The 19,659-nt window shown below is 71.4% G+C and carries 16 protein-coding genes; 15 read left to right on the top strand and 1 reads right to left on the bottom strand.

The features are described 5' to 3' along the window. Window positions 1-8 precede the first annotated feature (8 nt). From ACZ4WS_RS21005 to ACZ4WS_RS20965, 9 genes are read left to right on the top strand one after another with little or no spacing between them, the layout of a single operon-like run. On the top strand, window positions 9-1,052 hold the full coding sequence (locus ACZ4WS_RS21005) for a protein kinase domain-containing protein (RefSeq protein ID WP_467982449.1): 1,044 nt from the start codon (window positions 9-11) through the stop codon (window positions 1,050-1,052). Beyond that, complete coding sequence (locus tag ACZ4WS_RS21000) at window positions 1,049-1,696, top strand: 4Fe-4S single cluster domain-containing protein (RefSeq protein ID WP_467982448.1); 648 nt, start codon at window positions 1,049-1,051, stop codon at window positions 1,694-1,696. Before ACZ4WS_RS21005 ends, ACZ4WS_RS21000 begins: the two co-directional genes overlap by 4 nt. Then, window positions 1,693-3,084: a hypothetical protein gene (locus tag ACZ4WS_RS20995; protein ID WP_467982447.1), complete on the top strand. Its 1,392-nt coding sequence runs from the start codon at window positions 1,693-1,695 to the stop codon at window positions 3,082-3,084. Before ACZ4WS_RS21000 ends, ACZ4WS_RS20995 begins: the two co-directional genes overlap by 4 nt. Continuing rightward, window positions 3,081-5,216 carry a PT domain-containing protein gene (locus ACZ4WS_RS20990; RefSeq protein ID WP_467982445.1) on the top strand — a complete coding sequence of 712 codons (2,136 nt, stop codon included), beginning with the start codon at window positions 3,081-3,083 and terminating at the stop codon, window positions 5,214-5,216. The genes ACZ4WS_RS20995 and ACZ4WS_RS20990 overlap by 4 nt, the downstream gene beginning before the upstream one ends. Then, entirely contained in the window at window positions 5,213-7,177 is a 1,965-nt protein-coding gene (locus tag ACZ4WS_RS20985) for an Hsp70 family protein (protein WP_467982443.1), read from the top strand. Before ACZ4WS_RS20990 ends, ACZ4WS_RS20985 begins: the two co-directional genes overlap by 4 nt. After that, window positions 7,177-8,379, top strand: a complete 1,203-nt coding sequence (locus ACZ4WS_RS20980) for a TRAFAC clade GTPase domain-containing protein (protein ID WP_467982442.1) — start codon at window positions 7,177-7,179, stop codon at window positions 8,377-8,379. The genes ACZ4WS_RS20985 and ACZ4WS_RS20980 overlap by 1 nt, the downstream gene beginning before the upstream one ends. Then, on the top strand, window positions 8,376-10,955 hold the full coding sequence (locus ACZ4WS_RS20975; RefSeq protein WP_467982440.1) for a GTPase-associated protein 1-related protein: 2,580 nt from the start codon (window positions 8,376-8,378) through the stop codon (window positions 10,953-10,955). The genes ACZ4WS_RS20980 and ACZ4WS_RS20975 overlap by 4 nt, the downstream gene beginning before the upstream one ends. A gap of 7 nt (window positions 10,956-10,962) precedes the next feature. Further along, the gene (locus tag ACZ4WS_RS20970) at window positions 10,963-12,516 is read left to right on the top strand and encodes a TRAFAC clade GTPase domain-containing protein (RefSeq protein WP_467982438.1); all 1,554 of its coding nucleotides are present in this window, start codon (window positions 10,963-10,965) and stop codon (window positions 12,514-12,516) included. A gap of 57 nt (window positions 12,517-12,573) precedes the next feature. Then, window positions 12,574-12,993 carry an ArsR/SmtB family transcription factor gene (locus ACZ4WS_RS20965; RefSeq protein ID WP_467982437.1) on the top strand — a complete coding sequence of 140 codons (420 nt, stop codon included), beginning with the start codon at window positions 12,574-12,576 and terminating at the stop codon, window positions 12,991-12,993. 151 nt (window positions 12,994-13,144) lie between these two features. Here ACZ4WS_RS20965 and ACZ4WS_RS20960 read toward each other — a convergent pair whose 3' ends face one another. Next, window positions 13,145-13,771, bottom strand: coding sequence for a TetR/AcrR family transcriptional regulator (locus ACZ4WS_RS20960; RefSeq protein WP_467982435.1), 627 nt, complete (start codon window positions 13,769-13,771; stop codon window positions 13,145-13,147). Between the two features lie 51 nt (window positions 13,772-13,822). Here ACZ4WS_RS20960 and ACZ4WS_RS20955 point away from each other — a divergent pair, with 51 nt between their 5' ends. From ACZ4WS_RS20955 to ACZ4WS_RS20930, 6 genes are all read left to right on the top strand, one after another. Then, window positions 13,823-14,620, top strand: coding sequence for an acetoacetate decarboxylase family protein (locus ACZ4WS_RS20955; protein ID WP_467982433.1), 798 nt, complete (start codon window positions 13,823-13,825; stop codon window positions 14,618-14,620). Beyond that, the gene (locus ACZ4WS_RS20950) at window positions 14,621-14,851 is read left to right on the top strand and encodes a hypothetical protein (RefSeq protein ID WP_467982431.1); all 231 of its coding nucleotides are present in this window, start codon (window positions 14,621-14,623) and stop codon (window positions 14,849-14,851) included. A 134-nt stretch (window positions 14,852-14,985) separates the two neighbouring features. After that, a complete protein-coding gene (locus tag ACZ4WS_RS20945) occupies window positions 14,986-15,846 on the top strand; it encodes an alpha/beta fold hydrolase (protein WP_467982430.1) in 861 nt (286 codons plus the stop codon). Window positions 15,847-15,872: 26 nt separating this feature from the next. Next, window positions 15,873-17,627 carry a bifunctional 3-(3-hydroxy-phenyl)propionate/3-hydroxycinnamic acid hydroxylase MhpA gene (gene mhpA / locus ACZ4WS_RS20940; RefSeq protein WP_467982429.1) on the top strand — a complete coding sequence of 585 codons (1,755 nt, stop codon included), beginning with the start codon at window positions 15,873-15,875 and terminating at the stop codon, window positions 17,625-17,627. Further along, on the top strand, window positions 17,624-18,568 hold the full coding sequence (locus ACZ4WS_RS20935; RefSeq protein WP_467982427.1) for a 3-carboxyethylcatechol 2,3-dioxygenase: 945 nt from the start codon (window positions 17,624-17,626) through the stop codon (window positions 18,566-18,568). The genes mhpA and ACZ4WS_RS20935 overlap by 4 nt, the downstream gene beginning before the upstream one ends. A gap of 488 nt (window positions 18,569-19,056) precedes the next feature. Continuing rightward, complete coding sequence (locus ACZ4WS_RS20930; RefSeq protein WP_467982425.1) at window positions 19,057-19,179, top strand: hypothetical protein; 123 nt, start codon at window positions 19,057-19,059, stop codon at window positions 19,177-19,179. The last annotated feature ends 480 nt before the right edge of the window (window positions 19,180-19,659 follow it).

Below are 19,659 nucleotides of genomic sequence, written 5' to 3'. Positions count from 1 at the left end.
GGTGAGCGATGGCCGTCAGGGTGGTGTCCGGCAGCGGCCACGAGTGGCTGCTCACCGAGCGGATCGGCAGCGGCTCGGAGGGGATCGTGTACGCGGTCGACGACCCGCGCGCCCTGGTGGCCAAGCTCGTCCCCGACCCGCCGGACCCGGCGGCGTACCGGCGGCGCGTGGAGCGTCTGGTGCGACAGCGGCGCGAGCCGCGCACCGTGCGGCTGCTGTCCGGCTCCCCGGTCCGGCTCGCCTGGCCCATGGTGCCCGTGCGGTCCGTGCGCGACCGGGTGGACGGCTATGTGATGCCCGACATGCGCCGCGCCTTCCAGCCCTTCACGCATCTCCTGTCCCCCGCCGCCCGCCGCACCTTCCTGCCCGCCGCGACCTGGGTGACCGCCCTCGCCGCGGCCGAGGCACTCGCCCGCCTCCTCGCCGAACTGCACGTCGAGGGCTATGTGGTGGGGGATCTCAAGCCCGACAACCTCTGGGTCGACGCACAGGGCCGGGTCGGACTCGCGGACGTGGACTCCTGGCAGTTCACGGACGGCCGGGAGGTGTTCCCGGGCCGGATGCGCACACCCGGCTACGCGGCACCGGAGCGGATCGGCCCCGACGGCGCGCCGCCGGACAGCTCCTCGGACGACTTCGTGCTGGCCATCCTGGTCCACCAGCTCCTGATGGCGGGCCTGCACCCCTTCACCGGGCACCCGGCGGACGGCGGCGACTATCTCTCGCTCGACGACAATCTGCTGCACGGCCGGTGCCGGATCGTCGACCACACCTCGGTGGTACTGCCCCGCTCCGCGCCACCCGCCGACCTGCTGCCGCGGCGGATCGCGGCGCTCTTCCGTGCCGCGTTCGGCGGTACTCGCCCTCAAGCCGCCCTCTGGGCCGAGGAGTTGGCGGCGGCGCGCACCCCCGGGCGGCTCACCGTCTGCTCCGCCCATGAGCTGCACGTGTACACGACGGAGCGGCCATGGTGCCCCTGGTGCGACCAGGCGGAGCGCGGCATGGACAGCTATCCACCGCGGCCCGCGGACCCGCCGAAGGGGGTGCCATGACGACGACTGTGCTCTCCGTGGCCAGGATCCTCGACCACTGCACCGTCCTCGGCCCCGGCACCCGTGCCGTCATCTGGGTGCAGGGCTGCCCGCTGCGCTGCCGCGGCTGTGTGGCGGCCGAAACGCTGCCGTTCGAGGGCGGCACGACCCGCACGGTGGCAGAACTCGCCGCCTGGCTGGGAGAGCTGAGCGACATCGAGGGTGTCACGCTGTCCGGAGGCGAGCCGTTCAGCCAGGCGGCGGCACTCGCCGAGCTGATCGACACGGTCCGCGCGGCACGCCCCGGCTTCACCGCCATGGCGTACTCCGGCTTCCGGTACGAGGCCCTGCGCCGGGGCGACGCGGACCGGCAGGCGCTCCTCGACCGGCTGGACCTGCTCGTCGACGGTCCGTATGTCGCCTCGAAGCACGGCAGTCTGCGCTGGCGCGGCTCGGCCAATCAGCGTCTCCTCCCTCTCTCGGACCGGTACGCACACGTGCCGACGGAGCCGGACACGAGCGTGGGCATCGAGCTGTCGGTGGAGTCCGACGGTTCGTTCGCCTGGGCGGGGGTACCACCAACTCCCGGTTTCCGGGAGGGACTTGAAGCGAATCTCGCCGCGCGGGGGTTCGTGCTGCACACCGAAGGCCGGAGGGAACCATGAGTGGATCACCCAAATACACCACCGTCGGCGTCGGCTCCGCCTATGCGCGGCGCGAGGCGGCGCGGCGCGCACAGCAGGCCCGCGAGCGCCGGGCACGGGAGGCGGCGCGCGCCCAGCAACGGGCCAGGGAGGTCGCGCTGAGCCGCGAGCGGGCGCGGGCCGAAACCGAGCGCAGGAAAGCGGAGTTGGCCCAGCGCCGGCACGCCGAGCAGGAGGCCCACACGGCCCGGATCCGCGCGGAGCACGGCCGCGCCGACGCACGGCGGCTCGACGAGGTGCGGGACCTGATCACCGAGGTCCGCTCCGAGGCCGCATCGATCAGTCAACTGGACGTTCTGGAGCTGCAGTTGTCCGAACTGCGCGGACGGGTCGGCCGGGGTGAGTCGCTCGGCGGGGCGATCGAGGAGCTGCGCGGCCGGGTCGTCGCGCTGCGCCACCTCGGGAGCGGTCCCGCGCACCGTACGGATACGAGGGCGGTGCTGGCCGACCTGGAACGGCGCCTCGGGGAAGCCGGTGCGGACGGCGCGGCGCACGACGAGGCGGGCCGGCAGGAGTGCGTCACCCTGCTCGACCGGCTGCGCGCCGCCTCCGGGCCCGGCCGGCACGTCCGCTTCGAGGCGCTGCTCGGCACGGCGGAACACGCGATCACTCGGCATACGGCGACCGTGGCACGGGCAGCGCAGGAGGCGGCGGAGCGCCACCGCCAGCAGGCCGAAGCGGAACAGGAACGGGCCGAAGCCGAGCGCGAGGCAGACGAGGCGCGCGAGGCGGCGCTCGCGGAGGCCAGGGCCCGGCTCGGCGTCGTACAGCAGGAGGCGCGGGACGCCGTCGCCGAAGCCTCTCAGCTGGGCGACCCGGACCTCGGCGAGCGTCTGGAGGGCGCCCTGCGCGCCGTCACGGACACGCTGTCCGCGCACCAGCCGGACGAGGCGCTCGCGGCGGTCGCGGCACTTGAGGAGCTGCTGCCCTCCGCCGAAGCACACCTGGACGAGCTGCAGTTGGCGTACACGCGGCGGAGCGATCTCGCCGCGGCCCTCCAGGAGGCCATGGCCGACCAGGGCCTCTCCTACACCGGCGGCGAGGACCAGGGTGAGCAGTTCCTGCTGACTTTCGTACGGCCCACCGGCGCGACGTACGAGACAACGGTGGGCACTGACGCCGACGGGGCTCCCGTCCTGATCTACCACGTCGAGGGCGAGCCCGACGTGTCGGTGGCCGCACCGGAAGACGGCGCGGTCTGCGACGCGACGGAGGACTTCCTTGAGCAGGTGCACGAGGCGCTGAGCGGGGACGACTCCTTCGTGCCGGGTGAGATCACCTGGCGCGGCAAGCCGCCGGGCAGCCGGGCCAGGCCGCTGCCGGGGGACCAGGCACAGCGGGCCCGATGAGCACCCCCGACTGGGAGAAGCGCGCACCGGACAGCGACGGCAAGGGCGCGGAAGGGCCCGCCGCGGCCGACGGGATGATGCCGCGATGGGCGGTGTCGCTCGGCTGGGAGCTGCGCCGGGGACGCCAGTTGATCCTTGACGGGCAGATCAGGGACCGCTGGTGGTTCAAGGACCGGCCCGCCTCCTTCCGTGAACTGGTCGCGGGAGTGCTGGAGTTGCGTGGTGCGGAGGTGGTCGGGTGGTGGGATCCGGTCGACGGCCTCACGTTCCCGGTGCCGGGGCACGCGGAGCGCTTCGACCAGCTGGTGGCACGGATGGCGTCGCCGACGGCGCAGTCCGACGCCCCGTCCGCCGGACAGCCGACCGGACAGCCGACCGGACAGCGGGCCGGACAGCCAGCCGGACGGCCGGACGCCTTCCCGGCCGCACAGCCCGGCGCCGCGAACGGCGCGGGCCCCGGCCACGGCGCAGACCAGGGCTCCGACGAGGGCTCCGACGAGGCAGCGGCTCGCCCGCCGACCCGCCGGGGCGCCGAGCGCCAGCGCCTGGGTGCGCGGGCCCTTGCCCCGCGGACGGCCGGACGGCCGCGCACCTTCGACGACGTCGCCGCCACCGTGCACCGCCTCGTGACCTCGCACGACGCGGCCACCGCCTTCGTCTTCCAGGACGTCGACCACCAGCTCCCGCACGACCAGCCCGACGCACGCCTCGGCTATCTGCGCCTGCGAGCCGCGATGACGGACGCCGTGGTGCCCCGTCCCGGCTCCGGGACGGGGCCCGCACCGCACGCCCGCAACGCGGTGCTGTGCGCGGTCGGCGACGTCGGGCGGCTTCCGGGCTGGTTCCATCTGGAGGACCCGCGGATCGCGTCCCTGCACATCGGCCCGCCCGACCCGAGCGAGCGACGCCTGTGGCTCTCCTGGTTGCGACAGGAGTTCAAGGGAGCGCCGGATGCCTCGCGCGCCGAGGTCGAGGCGCTCATCGGGGCCACGGACGGCATGGCGGGCTGGGACATCGACGCGCTCACCAAGACGTCCTGGCTGCGCAACGCCCCGCTCCAGAAGCCCGACAAGCTGCTCGAACTGCACCGTCTCAATGTCAGTGTCGACCCGTGGACCCAGCTGGACCGGGCGACCGTGGGCCGCGCCGCCGAGGAGCTGAGCGCGCGGGTGGTCGGCCAGGCCACGGCCGTGGACGCCGTCGCCGCGGCACTCCAGGCCGCCTTCGTGGGCGTGGACTTCGGGAACTCCGGCACCGCGCGGCCCCGTGGCGCGTTCTTCTTCGTCGGCCCCACCGGTGTCGGCAAGACCGAACTCGCCAAGGCGGTCGCCGAGTTGGTGTTCGGTGACCAGAGTGCGTACGCGCGCTTCGACATGAGCGAGTACCAGCAGGAACACGCCGCCGAACGCCTCGCGGGCGCGCCACCCGGCTATGTCGGGCACGAGCAGGGCGGCGAGCTGACGCGGCGGGTCCAGGAACGGCCGTTCAGCGTGCTGCTCTTCGACGAGATCGAGAAGGCCCACCCCAAGGTGCTGGACAAGTTCCTGCAGATCCTGGAGGACGGGCGCCTGACGGACGGCCGCGGCCAGACGGCGTACTTCTCGCAGTGTCTGATCATCTTCACCTCCAACACGGGCGCGGACGCGGTGCAGGACCTCCTCGCCGAGCGGGGCGACGAACTCCCGTACGCGGCCCTGGAAGCGCACTTCACCTTGGCGGTGGAGGAGAAGTTCCGCGCGATCGGGCGGCCGGAGATCTACGGACGGCTCAAGCCCGGTGTGGTCGTCTTCGACATGCTGCGCCGCGAGCACATCGTCCGGATCGCCGAGCGGCTCCTCGGCCAACTCGCCGAATCCGTACGCGAACGCCACCAGGTCGAGCTCGTGCCCGACACCGCCACGCTGTTCCCCTGGATCACCGTGCGGATGTCCGACCCCGAGCACCAGGCGTACGGCGGACGCCAGATCCGCAACGAACTGGAGCGGCTTCGGACGGCGGTGGTCCGCCACTTCATCGAGCGGCGGCCCCCGGCGGGGAGCCGGATTCGGGTGGGGATCTCGGAGGAGGGGGAGCCGCGGGTGACGCCCGACGGCGATCCGCAGGTGACCCGCGAAGGGGGCGTGCGCACGTGATCGGTATCGATATCGGGCACCGGTACGGGCGGATCGGGCGGCTTGGACCGGACGGGCGCCCGGTCGTCAGTACGGTGCCGCTCGTCAGTACGGTGCCGCTCGACAGCGCGGTGCCGCTCGATCGGACCGGAGGTGACGGTCATCCCGCGGCAGCGCTCGCGGCGCTGCTGCGAGTCGCGGCGGAAAGGGGCGATACGACGGGAGGTGCCGGTTCGGTGGAGGGTGCCGGTCCGGCGGAGGGTGCCGGTCCGGCGGAAGGTGCCGGTCCGGCGGACTCGACCGCGGCGCTCGGCCTGTGGCCGTCCGAGGGACAGGCGTCGGAACTGCGGCGGACCGCGGAGGAGGCCGGTCTGACCGTGTTCCGTCTGCTGCCGGAGCCGGTCGCCGTGGCCCTGCACTACGAAGCGGTCGTGGAGGGCGTGGACCGCACGGTCCTCGTCTGTGACCAGGGTGCGACGACCCTCGACCTGACCGTCCTCGACATCGCCCCCAACCGCACCGTACGCATCGTGGACACCCGCACCCATCGCCTCGGGGGCGACGACTGGGACGAGGCCCTCGCCGAGGAAGTCCTTCGGCAGTTGCCCGGACACAGCGATCCCCGTCCGGTCGCCGAGCGCCTCCGCCGGGAGTTGTCGGCGCGGGACGCCGTGACCGTGTCCGTGCCCTGGCAGAGGCAGGACCACCAGGTGAGTCTGGACCGGGCGACGCTCGACCGTCTGGTGGCACCGCTGCGCGAGCGGGCCCGGATCGCGGTGGCCCAGTCGGTGGCGGACGCGGCCCAGAGACCGGACACCATCCTCCTCGCGGGCGGCCTCTCCGCCACGCCGGGTGCGGCGCGGGAGCTGGAGGAGGGCCTGGGCCTCGGCATCCTTGTGCGGTGCCAGGAACCCGAATTCGCCGTCGTACACGGCCTGTTGGCCCTGGAGGACTTCGGCGCGCTCCGCCTCGAGTCGGGCCCGGCACAGCCGCGACGCGGGACGTCTCCGTCCGAGGCGCCACCGCCGCCGCCGGCGGAGGACCCCGAGCCGCGTCCATGGCGCCACCTGGAGGACCCGGAACCGGCGCCGTCACGCGTCCCGATCACTCCGGATGACTCCGAACCGGCAACGTCACGCAATGAGTTCGCACCAGCAGACACCGAACCAACGCCGTCAAGTCGCGACTTCACGCCGGTGGCCGAGCCCGCCCCCGAAACCCCACCCGGCCAAACCGCCCCACCCACCACAGACGCCAACACCCCACCCCCCACCCACACTTCGCCCCACTCCAAACCACCCCCTGCGCCACCGAGCCCACCGGATCCCACGAGCCCCGAAGCCTCCCCCTCCCCTCTCCTGGCCGTCCCCGTGGCCGAACTCCACGCCAGCCGCCGCGGCGACCACCTCCTCGTCATCTGGGCCTGGCCCGAGACCGCGCTCAGCGCGCGCGTCCGCTGGCGCCTCGACGAGGCCGACCCGACGCACCCGTCCAGCTCGGGCGAACTCCGCTGTCTGCGCAGGGTGTACGAGCACGACGGCGGGCTCAGTCTCAAGGTGGGGCGCGGCGCGGTCACCCTCACCGTGGAGGCCCTGGTGGCCGACCCGGCGGTGGACTGCGAGGGCGCGTCGTCCCTGCGGATCGCCGCGGAGACGCCTGTCGTGGAGTACGTCCCGTCCGTGCGCCGCCGCATCAAGGGCCGCATCGCCACGGTGACGTTCACCAGCGAGACCGCCTGCGAACTCCCCGCGCTCCGCATCGTCCACGGCCTCGGCCGCTACCGCCCCACGAGCCCCGCCGACGGCACCGTCCTGTACCAAGTACCCGCCCAGCGGCTACCCGCCCGGACGCCCCTGTCCGTCGAGTTCCCGCTGCCCGCCACGCGTGACACGTCCTGGCTGGTCTGTTTCCCCGCCGACGCCAACGCCGCCACCGACATCGACATCCGCCCCACGGCGCTGCACCGACTGCGAGTGACCTGATGGCCCGACCCCTGACATGCCCGTACTGCTATGAGACCTTCACCGCGCGCGAGATCCGTTTCCGCTGCAACAGCCGTCTGAGCCGCACCCAGAAGCAGTGCGCCCGTCAGCGGGACCAGGTGCTCGACGACCGGATGGGCAAGCGCCCGGCCCACGACCTCGGCCCGGACTTCGCCGGGGACGGCCGCAAGCCGACCGCCGTCTGCCCGGGCTGCGACGGCGAGACGACCTACCGGATCTGCCCGGTGTGCCACTCCCTGCTCCCGGTGCAGTTCGGCATGGTGGAGAACCGTCTGATCGCCATGGTGGGGGCCAAGGCCTCCGGCAAGACGGTGTACATGACGGTGCTCCTGCACGAGATGATGAACCAGGTCGGTGCCGACTACGGAGCCTTCCTCATGGGCTCGGACGACAACACGATGCGCCGCTACAGCTCCGAGTACCAGGACCACCTCTACCGCGACCGCCGGATGTTCCGCGGCACCCACACCGCGGCCACCAACAACAACCGCGTCGAGCCACTGGTCTTCCGGTTCGGTCTGCGCCGCCGCGGTCTCTTCGGTGACCGGCCGCAGCACACCGTCCTGTCGTTCTTCGACACCGCGGGCGAGGACTTCAACTCCCGGGAGAGCGTGGAGCTCAACACGCGGTATCTGGCCAACGCCGATGGCATCATCCTGCTGCTCGACCCGTTGCAGATGCCGGGCGCCCGCGACGCGGCGCTCCCGGGCACCGCGCTGCCCGGCACCGAAGGCCTCGACGCGCCCGTCAACGTGCTGGGCCGGGTCACGAACATGCTGCTCGCCTCGCGGACGGGGAGGGGGCAGGGGAAGTCACCCCGGAAGGTGGACACCCCGGTCGCGGTGGTCTTCTCCAAACTGGACGCCTTCTGGCACCTCCTGGAGCCGGGCAGTCCGCTGCGCGCGCATCCGCCGGGGGGTGGCCAGTTCGACGTGGAGGACAGTCTCAGCGGCCACGAGGAGGTACGTCAGCTCCTCAAGGACTGGGACGGTGTCCCGATCGACCAGATCCTGGAGAACACCTACGCCCGCTACCGCTACTTCGGCGTCTCCGCACTCGGCCACAGCCCCACCCCGGAGGCCCGTGTCGCCCCGACCGGCATCCAGCCCTACCGGGTCTCGGATCCGCTGCTCTGGCTGCTGAGCGAGTTCGGCTCGGTGCCGAAGACGGGGCGGGGATGACGGGCGACGGCGGCGCGTACGCCCCACAGCCGGGCGACGGGGAGAACCCCCCACCACGGGACAGCGGCACGCACCACCAGCCACCGGACAGCGGCACGCACCCCCAACCACCGGGCAGCGGCGCCCAATTCCAGCAGCTCTACTACACCTCCTGCGAGCGCGGCCTCAGCGGCTTCTCCGGCTTCCAGTTCAACGCGGTGAGCGCCGGCGTCTCGGCGGAGCTGATGCACACCGTGGAGGCTCTCGCCGGATACGACCCACCGCGTTCCCTCGTCGAGTCGGACACCCCGCACCAGCTCGCACGCTGCCCGGTCAACCTCTGCTACACGCCGTCCGGCAACGGCGCGACCGTGCTCTGTGTGCGGTACGTGGGCCGCGACTCGGCCCGCCGCTTCGGCAACTATTTCACGCACGCCCTGCACACCGACGACTTCGGCGCGGCGAGCAACGGCATGCTCGGCATCGAGCTGTGGGGCTCTCCCGTGTGGACGGCCACCGTGGCCCAGGACACCGAGATCCCGGCGCTCGTGTCTCCCCCGCCGCGCGGGCCCCTCGACCCCCGCGCGGTCCAGGCGTTCCTGCGCGGGCACGCGCACAGCGGCCAGGTGACGCCGCTGCTTGCCGCCGTCCTCGCCGCGCTGACCGAGGAGGGCAAGCCCTCGGTGGTCGTCGTCGACAGCTCCACGGACCGGATCGCGCACTGGTTCGCGGGGGTGTCGTATCTGCTGCCGCCCCCGCTGGCGCGCCGGCTCTCCTTCGCCACTTATCTGTTCCGGCCCACCCGCAGCCGTCTCCATCTGATCGGTACGGTCGCGGAGGCCACGGCGGATTTCGGCCCCGACGACGAGGACTCGTACACCGTCTTCGACTTCGCCGAAGGCGACTTCCCCTCGATCGTCCTCACGCACCCCCTGGTGCGCCTGCTGGTGCGGATCGGCGTCGGATCCATCAGGTCCGTCTGGACCTGGACACGGGACTACACCCATGGGCGCGAGCGCGAACTGGGCGACTGGCACGCCCCGGTGGCCGCCGCGGCGGCGGAGGGCGGCATCGCGCTCGACGGCGTCGACGTCAGGGCGGTGATCGACTGGCTGGGCGGCGCGGACCATCTGGGGCCGCTGCGGGCCACGGTGGCCCGCACCATCGACGAGAGCCACCAGGACCTGGACGACGGCCAGTTGGCGAAGCTCAGCGCGGCCGCGCTGGCGGGCGGCGCCCGCGACCTGCACCAGAAGCTGGAGGGCAGGCTGCACGGGTCCCGGATGCGCGCGTACATGACCGCCGCGGAGGATGCCGTGGAGCCGGTACGCATCGCGGACCCCGAGCAGCGCGCGCACGCCACCACGCACTGGCGACGGCTCCTCGGCGAGGCGGAGAGCGTACGGCAACGGGTACGGCTGCTGCTGTGGGCAGGCGGCGCCGGGCTGAACCCGCCCGAGCCGCTGCTGGCCGAGCAGACCGGGCAGCTGGCCCGCGAGCTCCTCGGCTCGACGTCGACCCGGTCCGCGGGGCCCGTCTTCCGGCGCGAGACCGAGCAACTCCTCGCCCGCTGGCCGCAGTTCAGAAGCGACCTGGTGGCGGGCGTGGCCGAGCTGGTCACCCAGCGCGGGGGCCAGGAGCAGCTCTTCTCGCAGTTCCCCGCCCAGCTGCTCCGCGAGCGGGACCTGGCGGGGCGGCCGGAGCTCCTGGAGCACTACTGGCGGGCACAGGCCGAACGGGAGCCGGACCGCACCGTCGAGCTGCTGTTCAAGATCCTGGGCGTGCGGCACGAGGAGTCGCCGGACGCCGACCTGCTGCGCGCCCTGTGGCGGAAGCCGCCCTGGTCCCACCGGGACGCCGTCGAGATGGCCAGGCGGCTGCCCACCGGCCGGGCGCTCGGCCCGGCGGTCGACGAATGGTTCGACGGCGCCGTCAAACAGCCGATCACGGACGAACGGGGCCTGAAGGACTGCCTGATCCTGTGCGAGGTGCTGTCCTCGCCCAACAGGTACGCCTGGTTGCGGCCGGTCACCCAGGAATGCGTCACCACCACGCTCACGCTGGACAGCCTGCTGCACGACGCCCGCGAGGCCACCTCGCTGGCCCGCGGGTTCGCGATCCCGGCCACGGACATGTGGGCCCCGCCCCGCGCCCTGAAGCAGTTCCGCCTGATGAACGCGCTCCTTGAACGACCTGCCGATGTCCGCCAACTCCCGGTGACGGTCGAGCAGTTCGGCGACCGCACCCGCGGCGCCTACCTGAGCGCCCTCCAGGCCCTGACCGTCCGCAGTGACACCATCGACGACGTGCTCCTCAGCCATGTGGCGGGAGTGTCCCTGGTGGACCGGCGGGGTCCGCTGCCGCAGGCGCACATCGAGACCGTCCTGGCGATCCTGGTCCACGCGGCGCACCACTGGCGGGTCAAGGACACCAAACGCCTCGCGCAGCTGGTACGGCCCCACAACCCACCGCTCGCGGCCGATCTCTCCGAGCGGGCCGAGAAACGCCTGCCCACGTCAAGGAAGTTGATTCGCCGCATCACCAAACGCAGGCCCCCGGACGACGACCAGGGCCCCGCCCCGGACCGGAAGAGGTGATCCGGCAATGGCGGAACTCATCATGTATCTGTTCGTCGCCGGGCTCTACATCGCCCTGATCCTGGCGTACTTGGTCATCGCCCCGTTCATCGCGGCCCTGCGCGCCGTCGGCATCCTGGGCGAGCTCCTCTGGGGCTACGGCCGCCTCCTGATCGGCGTGCTGCACCGCCGCACCGCCGAGTTCGAGACGATCCCGCCGTACCGGCCGCAGGACGAACGCGTCAGGGCGTACCGCACCTACTTCTCCGGCCCGGCCGTCCGCGATCTGCGTCAACTCGGCACGCTGGGGCAGCGGATGTACGGCCGGATCGTCGGCGACAGCTTCCGCGGCACCGTCCGGGAGAACCTGACCTCGCCGGGCGCGAGCCCCTTGATCACCGTGCCGTGGGGGCTGACGCTCTGCGTGGGCCTCGTCGCGGGCGCGGTCCTTGCCGTACCGCTCCTCTGCCTGCTCCTGCTGCTGCACGCGGTGGGCGTGGCGGTGATGACGGGGGCGGCCCGGCTGACCGTGGGCACCCTGCGCGCCGTCGACCGTGCCCTGCTGCGGGTGAAGGGGCTGCACACCGGGATGCTGTGCCCGCACTGTTTCGGGCATGTCCTTTACCCGTCGTTCGAGTGCCCGAGCGAGACCTGCCGCCGCCGGCACGTGGACATCCGCCCCGGTACGTACGGGATCTTCCGGCGCCGCTGTGAATGCGGTCAGCGGATGCCGACGCTGCTGATGCTGATGAGCAGGGACGGCAGGCTCCAGCCGTACTGCACCCACCAGAGCTGCCGCAGGGCGATGAACGCGGACGCCGGGCACGTCCCCGAGCTGGTGCTCCCGCTGATCGGCGGCCGGGCCGCGGGCAAGACCCAGTTGATGGCGGCCATGCTGATGTCGCTGGAGAACGCGGCCGGGAACGGTGGCCCGGCGATCCGCCTTGCCGACGACGACTCGCTCGCCAACTACCAGGTGTTGCGGGAGGTGTTGGAGATCCGCGGCCACCCGCGGGGCACCCAGCGTGCGCTCCCCCGCGCGCACTCCTTCGTGCTCGGCGCCGGCCGCAGGGAACGCCTGGTGCATGTCTTCGACACCGCCGGGGAACGGTTCGTGAAACGCGAGGACGTCGACCCCCTGCGCTATGCCCGGGACGCCCGCACCTTCGTCTTCGTACTGGACCCGCTGTCGGTGGACGCCTTCTGGACCCGCCTCGAACCCTCACCGGGCCCCCTGGTGGACCGCACGCTCGCCTCACCGGTCTCACCGGAAACCGTGTACAGCCACTCCTCCCAGACAGTGGTCACGATGGGAACGCCCCTGCGCCGATGCCGTCTCGCGGTGGCGATCAGCAAGACGGACCTCCTGACCGAACACGGCCTGGTCCCGGAGCGCCTCGAGGACAGCGGCAGCGCCCGCGACTGGCTGCGCGAGAAACTGGGCCTGCACAACCTGGTGCAGGCCATGGAGCTGGAGTTCGGCGAGGTCAGATACTTCTGCACGGCCGCGGTGACGAAGTCCGACGACCACCAGCTCCACGACAGCATCGCGCCGTTCGTGAACTGGTGCCTGAACCCGTGAACGGCGCCGCGGCGGTCGACCTTGGGCGCTTGGTTCGACATATGTCAACATAGATGCATGTCGAATCCGAAGGTGCTGCCGCTGCTCGACCCCAAGACACCCGAGACGCCCGAGACCCCCGAAACGCCTGAGACCCCCGAGTCCGCGGCACCCTGCTGCCCACCGCTGAATGAGCGCCCGCTGACGGTCGACGAGGCGGTCCGCACGGCCGCGATGTTCAAGGCACTGGGCGACCCGGTCCGGCTGCGCCTGTTCTCTCTGGTGGCCTCGCACGAGGGCGGCGAGGCATGCGTGTGCGACATCTCCGACGTCGGTGTCTCCCAGCCGACCGTCTCCCACCACCTGAAGAAGCTGAAGGAGGCGGGCCTGCTCACCTCGGAGCGGCGCGGCACCTGGGTGTACTACCGGGTCGAGCCCACCGTACTGGCCGCGATGGGACAGATACTCCGGCACTACGACGTGAAGAGGCGGCCGTAGCCGGTGATGCCGCCGGTGGAGGTGCGGATCGCGCGGAGGGCGGACCGGACGAGGTCCTGGTTGGCGGAGCAGGACGCTCATTGTCGTCGCCGATGCCCTGCCGAGGCACCTATCACGGTGCGGGGGCTCAGCTCGAGCGCAGTCGCCCGTTTCACGGGTCCGTAATGGGACGCACCCCCGCTTCTCGGTGAGGGAGCAGCGGGGGTGTGTTGGTGACGAGTTGGACGAGGTGTTCGGCGAGGTCGGCGTCGAGGGGGGAGCCGGTCATGAGTCGTCGGTAGAGGACGGTGCCGGCCCAAATGTCCTGAACGAGGTCAGTGTCGAGGTCGTGGGGCAGGTCGCCGCGTTGGATTCCGCGCTGCAGTGCTGCGGCGATGTTCTCGCGCTTGCGGTACAGGAAAGCCTCCCGGAACCGAGCCATGAGTTCGGGGTGGGGGAGAAGGCCGCCGGCGAGTGCGGGCAGCGAGGCGGCCATGTCCTCGTTGGCGTAGTTGTCGATGGTCATGTCGACGGCGTGGCGCAGCTCGGCGTGGGTGTCGCCCTGATCGGGGATCTCCTCGGCGCGGAAGATCTCGGCGAGCGCGTCGGCAACGAGCGCCTCCTTGCTGGGCCACCAGCGGTAGATGGTCGATTTGCCGACGCCCGCGGCCGCCGCGACGGCTTCGATGGTCAGCGCCGGGTACCCCTGCCCCGACAGGACATCCCGTGTCGCGTCGAGGATCTTTGAAACAGAACGCGGCCCACCGGCCACCGAACCCGAGGAGAAGACGAGTGCCATGACTAGAACGATACGTATCGTTTCCGTCTGTCTCTTCCCGAAGGACGTGACATGAAGGGTTACACCGTCCCCCTGTCTCCCCGTGGCATCGCGAACCTGGCGCCCGCCCCGCCGTGGCACTACGCGGGCTCCGTGGTGGGTGTGGAGTTCTTCACCGACCCGGCCGCCGCAGCAGCGACTCTGCCCGAGGGTCTGACCCCCGACCCGGACTCCGCCGGCCGCGGCGTCGCGATGTTCATCGACTGGCAGTACTCCTCCACGGGCCTGGAGTACCTGGACCCCGCACGCTCGCAGTACCGGGAGTTCCTCGTCACCCTGGACGCCCACTACAACGGCGCCCCGGTGGCCTGGTGCCCCTACATCTACGTCGACAACGACTCCGCCATGGCCCGCGGCTGGGTCCAGGGCTTCCCCAAGAAACTCGGTGCCGTCCACCAGACCCGCGCCTACTCCGTCGGCGGCCCCGGCACCCCTGCCCTCGGTCCAGGCGGACAGTTCGGCGCCACCGCCTCCGCCGCCGGACAGCGCATCGCCGAAGCCAAGATCACCCTCGAACAGCCGGTCCCCGACCCCGCCGCCCTGATGAACCGCCCCGTGGTCAACCTCCGCCACTTCCCCCGCCTGGCCGCCGGACAACACGACAAGCCCGCCGTCCACGAACTGGTCATGTCCGTCCTGGACGACGCCGCCGTCAGCGACGCCTGGGCCGGCACCGCCGACCTCGCCTTCCTCCCCGCCCACGGCGAAGAACTCGCCGACCTGCCCGTCCAGCGCACCGGCAAGGGATTCCACTTCGACCTCGCCTACACGGTCACCGACCTCAAGACCCTCACCGACCACAGCAACTAGGTGGAGGAACGCAGCGGCGCCTTGTCAGCGCCGGTGAGCGGGGTGTGGTGCGTGCAGCTGCAAGGCGGAGAAGACGCTGACATCAGCCTCTTTCCTGGGTTGGGTGGGGTCGCGGGCGCCGCCGAGGCGTGCGGGCGTGGCTTCGGTGCGGCGATCCGCACCGCCGAGCCCGGCGTCACCTGCCGCGCCGAGATCGCCGGTCATGCCGCCGTTGGCGTTCTTGGCGGCTGATCGGCTGCGCCTCATTCCGGTACAGCCATCCCTTGACATTCCTCGATCGCGAGCGTTACATGCATGTAACTGTGCAACTATCGTTCGTTGGCGTTCATATAGCGCACGAGCGCCTGTACGAGGGAATCCGGATCATGGCCGTCACAAAAGAGACCGCATCGCGCGACATCGCCCTTCCGTCGGGGCTGCACATGCAGTACTACGAGGCCGGCGAGGCCGATGCCATGCCCGTCGTCCTGCTGCACGGCTCCGGCCCTGGCGCGACCGGCTGGTCGAACTTCTCCGGCAACATCAGCGCCATCGCCGACGCCGGCTTCCATGTCATCGCCCCTGACATGCCGGGCTGGGGCGATTCCGACGCCCAGGCGACCACGGACATGGACCACGACAAGACGCTCGTGGAGTTCCTGGACGCGCTCGGCCTGCCCAAGGCGGCCCTGGTCGGCAACTCGATGGGCGCCCACACCGCGGTCCGCTTCGCCACGCTGCACCCCGAGCGCATCACCCACCTGGTGACGATGGGGGCCTCACTCGGCCGCGGCCCGGCCTCCCTCTTCGGCGCTGGTGACGGCCCGAGCGAGGGCCTGAAGGTCCTGGTCAAGGCGTACAAGGACGCGAGCCCGGAGAACATGAAGGCGCTCGTCGAGATCATGACCTACGACAAGGCGCGCTTCGCGACCCCGGAGCTGACCCGGGCCCGCTCGGAAGCGGCGCTCGCCCGTCCCGACCACCTCAAGAACTATGTCGAGGGCCTCGCGCACGGCGCCCCTATCCCGATCAAGGTCGACCGCGACAAGATCCCTGGCATCCAGACGCCGACCCTGCTGATCCACGGCAAGGACGACCGAGTCCTGCACTACGAGACCAGCCTGTGGCTCCTGGCCAACATCCCCAACTCGCGGCTCGTGCTGCTCAACCGCTGCGGTCACTGGGCGATGATCGAGCACGCCGCAGAGTTCAACCGCCTCGTCATCGACTTCCTGTCCCACAACTGACAGCCGACCCGATCGGACACACCCCCATGACCACCTTCGACACTGACGTCGTCGTCATCGGAGCCGGGCCGGTGGGCCTCACCCTCGCCAACCTGATCGGTGTACGCGGCCACCGGGCCACCGTGCTCGAAGCCCGCCACGAGCTGATCGACTACCCCCGTGGTGTCGGCCTCGACGACGAGTCGATCCGCACCCTGCACACGGCGGGCCTGTGGCAGCAGATCCAGCCCTACACGGTCCCGCACCACGTGGTCCGGCTGGTCAACGGCACGGGCCAGGTGCTCGCCACCAACGCTCCCAAGACGCAGGAGTTCGGCTACCCGCGCAAGCACGGCTTCATCCAGCCGCTGGTCGACAAGGAGCTGGCCGCCGGGCTCGACCGCTTCGAGGGCACCGAGCTGCGCTTCAGTCACCGTGTCGTAGGGATCGAGGACCGCGGGGACCACGTCGCGGTCACCGCCGAGCGGCTCGACGCCGACAACAACGCCACCGGGACGGTAACTCTCACCGCTCGGTACGCCGTCGGCTGCGAGGGCGGCAGCTCCTTCACCCGCAAGTGGATGGGCGTCCAGTTCGAAGGCAAGTCGCCGTCGACCCGATGGGTGGTCGTCGACGTCGAGAACGACCCGATCGGCACCCCGTCGGTGTACCTCGGCGCCGACCCGCGCCGACCGTACGTGTCCATCGGTCTTCCCCAGGGCATCCGCCGCTGGGAGTTCATGCTCCACGACGACGAGCCCACCGAGCTGTCCGACGACCCCACGTTCATGCACTCCCTGCTCCGCCGCCACGTCCCCGACCCGTCGGCGCTGAAGGTCATCAACCAGCGCACCTTCACCCACCACGGCCGGGTCGCCTCGGACTTCCGCAAGGGCCGGGTCTTCATCGCCGGTGACGCCGCGCACCTGATGCCGGTCTGGCTCGGCCAGGGCTGGAACTCCGGGATACGTGACGCGACCAACCTGGCGTGGAAGTTCACCGCCGTCCTGTCCGGCGACGCCGACGACGCCCTCCTCGACACCTACACCGAGGAGCGCCGCAAGCACGCCGCCGACATGATCGACGTGAACATGGCGGCCGGTACGGTCATGAAGATGGGCCGCTTCGGCGGCAAGGTGCGCGACCTGTCCGCCTCGGCGCTCAACCTCGTGCCGAAGTGGAAGTCGTACTTCACCGAGCTGCGGTTCAAGCCGATGCCGCGCTACGCCGCCGGTGTCGTCGTCGACCAGGCCACGCTCACCCCGGGCCAGGCGCAGGCCGGCTTCAAGCGCAGCAAGCTGGCACCGTTCATCGACTCGGCGGGTGAGCTCTCGCCGGTCGGTCTGCAGTTCATCCAGCCCCGGGTGAACACCGCGGACGCCACGAACGTCCTGCTCGACGACGTCACCGGCGACTGGTGGACGCTGGCCACCTGGGGCACCGACCCGACGGCGTTCCTCTCCCCCACCGACCTCGAGTTCGTCCGCCGCCACCGGATCAAACTGGTCTCCTTCATGCCGGAGACCCAGCGCACCTGGGCCGAGAAGCAGTACGCGGGCTCCCCGGCGCCGGTCACCGTGGTCGGTGACACCACCGGGGCCCTCAAGGACTGGTTCGACGTCCGCTCCTGCGGCCTGGTCGTGCTGCGCCCCGACCGCTTCGTCGCCGCGGCCTCCCTGACCCTGCAGGCGACGCAGGCCCTCGCCTCCGTCAAGAAGGCCGGTTCGCTCTTCACAGCGGGAACCGCTGCAGACACCCCTGCGCAGGCCACGGCACGTACCACGGAAGGAGCGCAGGCATGAGCCTCGCCCTCGTCACGATGTCGCACAGCCCGCTCCTCGAGTACGCCGACCCGCCCGCCGAGGTGGTCGACGCCGTCCAGAGCGCCTTCGCCGCCGCGCGGGCCTTCGTCAAGGAGTACGACCCCACGCTGGTCGTCTCCTTCGCACCCGATCACTACAACGGCTTCTTCTACGACCTGATGCCGCCGTTCTGCATCGGCTACGAGGCGTTGGGCGTCGGTGATTACGGCACTACCGAAGGCCCGCTGAGCGTGCCGACCGAGCGCGCCGAGGAACTGGCCCAGTGGGTGGCCGAACGCGACATCGACGTGGCCATCTCCCGTCGGATGGAGGTCGACCACGGCGCCATCCAGCCGCTGGAGCTCCTCTTCGGCGGCATCGACACCGTGCCGACCATCCCGGTCTTCGTCAACGGTGTCGCCAAGCCGTTCGTGACCATGCGCCGGGTCCGCGGGCTCGGCGAGACGATCGGCAGCTTCCTCTCGACACTCAAGGACGAGCGCGTCCTCGTCATCGGCTCCGGCGGTCTCTCCCACGACCCGCCGGTACCGCAGTGGGCCACCGCCGACGACGCCGCCCGCGCCCTGCTGCTCAACGGCAGGCACCCCACGGCCGCGGCCCGTGAAGCCCGGCAGCAACGGGTCATCGACACGGCGAAGGCCTTCACGGCGGGCACGGCCACCATCCAGGACCTCAACCCCGAGTGGGACCAGGCCCTGATGGCGACCCTCGCCTCCGGTGACCTCTCCCCCATCGACGCGATGACGCCCGAGCAGATGGCGAAGGATGCCGGAAACTCCGCCCACGAGGTCCGCACCTGGGTCGCCGCCTTCGCGGCCCTCGGCGCGGCGGGCCCGTACGACGTGGCGTACTCGTTCTACCGGCCGATCCGCGAGTACATCGCGGGCTTCGGCGTGATGACGGCGCACACCGCACCGTGACCGATCGGCCGGCCTGTCACCGCGGCTGCCGGTGTGTCACCTCCGCACAGGTCAGCGCGGAGCGAGCCAGCCCTTCGGCGGCTGGCCGCCCGCGCACCCACTGGCACCTGGGCATCCCGATCCACCCGGCGGCAACGGGACCTGAGTACGCACCACTCCCGGTCCGTGGTCGTGGACGACAGGATGGGAGTGGGCAGCGCAGCCGGCCGCCTTTCCTGCTACTGCGGCAGCAGCACGAGGGCGAGCTGTCCACGGGCCATGGCCTCGGCATCGGGTCCTGGCACCTGCACACCGCCCAAAGCGGCGAGAGCTTGCGGGCGCCGTGCGGCAGGCCACACTCGCCCGGGCCAACTGGGCGCGCGCCTGGTCCGAGCTGTTGGAGCCGCCTCCGCCGCTGGGGCGATCTGTTCGTCGTTGTCGACCTTGACGGGGTCCATGACGAAGGCACCCGACTCAGCAGCCGCACCTCGGCCCGCGCGGTCCTGGCCTTGCCTGCGGTCGCGCTCCCCGTGACGGCGAACATGGCGGCGTTGTGCCGCAGCGACCCCGCGGCACTGAAGGAGACGCTGCTCATCGTGCCGGTCCCGGCGGCGCCCACGGTCGCAGCGTAGGAACCCGTGTAGCCGGCGAAGACGGTGTTCGCCGTGCCGTTCGTGCCGGTGCCCTCGCGCATCACGGACCCGGTGAAGTCGGTGGTGAATGAGTTGTCGGCGTCGATGCCGGTCGGTCTGACCGTGGCGGTGATGCTCTGGCCGGCCGCGTAGCAGCCGCCGAAGACGGTGCCGCCCTCGTCGAGCCGGTCAGCGTGGAGAGCACGCCTCCGCTCACCGTCACGTTGGTGTCCCCGATGGAGTCTTTGGCCACGCCACCGCCCGTCAGGGCGGGCGGGACGGCGTTGCCGCCGTAGACGTTGGTGCCTTTGAAGTCCTACAGGCCGTTGGCCGGGGCGTCCGTGCCGGACAGCGTGATGGTCGTGCCGTTGGCGTTCGTGGTCCTGGGGGGGGGGGGGGGGGGGGGGGGGGGGGGGGGGGGGGGGGGGGGGGAGGGGGGAGGAGGGGGGGGGGGGGGAGGGAAGGGGGAGGGGAGTATGA

The organism is Streptomyces sp. NPDC029292 (assembly GCF_055569295.1).
Note: the sequence above shows the minus strand (reverse complement) of the source record. Positions and strands in the feature narration are given on the sequence as shown.

What these genes read in the sequence shown, in the direction of transcription:
- ACZ4WS_RS21005 (WP_467982449.1), top strand. Translation starts at nt 9, where the DNA reads ATGGCCGTCAGGGTGGTGTCCGGCAGCGGCCACGAGTGGCTGCTCACC.
- ACZ4WS_RS21000 (WP_467982448.1), top strand. Translation starts at nt 1,049, where the DNA reads ATGACGACGACTGTGCTCTCCGTGGCCAGGATCCTCGACCACTGCACC.
- ACZ4WS_RS20995 (WP_467982447.1), top strand. Translation starts at nt 1,693, where the DNA reads ATGAGTGGATCACCCAAATACACCACCGTCGGCGTCGGCTCCGCCTAT.
- ACZ4WS_RS20990 (WP_467982445.1), top strand. Translation starts at nt 3,081, where the DNA reads ATGAGCACCCCCGACTGGGAGAAGCGCGCACCGGACAGCGACGGCAAG.
- ACZ4WS_RS20980 (WP_467982442.1), top strand. Translation starts at nt 7,177, where the DNA reads ATGGCCCGACCCCTGACATGCCCGTACTGCTATGAGACCTTCACCGCG.
- ACZ4WS_RS20975 (WP_467982440.1), top strand. Translation starts at nt 8,376, where the DNA reads ATGACGGGCGACGGCGGCGCGTACGCCCCACAGCCGGGCGACGGGGAG.
- ACZ4WS_RS20970 (WP_467982438.1), top strand. Translation starts at nt 10,963, where the DNA reads ATGGCGGAACTCATCATGTATCTGTTCGTCGCCGGGCTCTACATCGCC.
- ACZ4WS_RS20965 (WP_467982437.1), top strand. Translation starts at nt 12,574, where the DNA reads ATGTCGAATCCGAAGGTGCTGCCGCTGCTCGACCCCAAGACACCCGAG.
- ACZ4WS_RS20960 (WP_467982435.1), bottom strand. Translation starts at nt 13,771, where the DNA reads ATGGCACTCGTCTTCTCCTCGGGTTCGGTGGCCGGTGGGCCGCGTTCT.
- ACZ4WS_RS20955 (WP_467982433.1), top strand. Translation starts at nt 13,823, where the DNA reads ATGAAGGGTTACACCGTCCCCCTGTCTCCCCGTGGCATCGCGAACCTG.
- ACZ4WS_RS20945 (WP_467982430.1), top strand. Translation starts at nt 14,986, where the DNA reads ATGGCCGTCACAAAAGAGACCGCATCGCGCGACATCGCCCTTCCGTCG.
- mhpA (WP_467982429.1), top strand. Translation starts at nt 15,873, where the DNA reads ATGACCACCTTCGACACTGACGTCGTCGTCATCGGAGCCGGGCCGGTG.
- ACZ4WS_RS20935 (WP_467982427.1), top strand. Translation starts at nt 17,624, where the DNA reads ATGAGCCTCGCCCTCGTCACGATGTCGCACAGCCCGCTCCTCGAGTAC.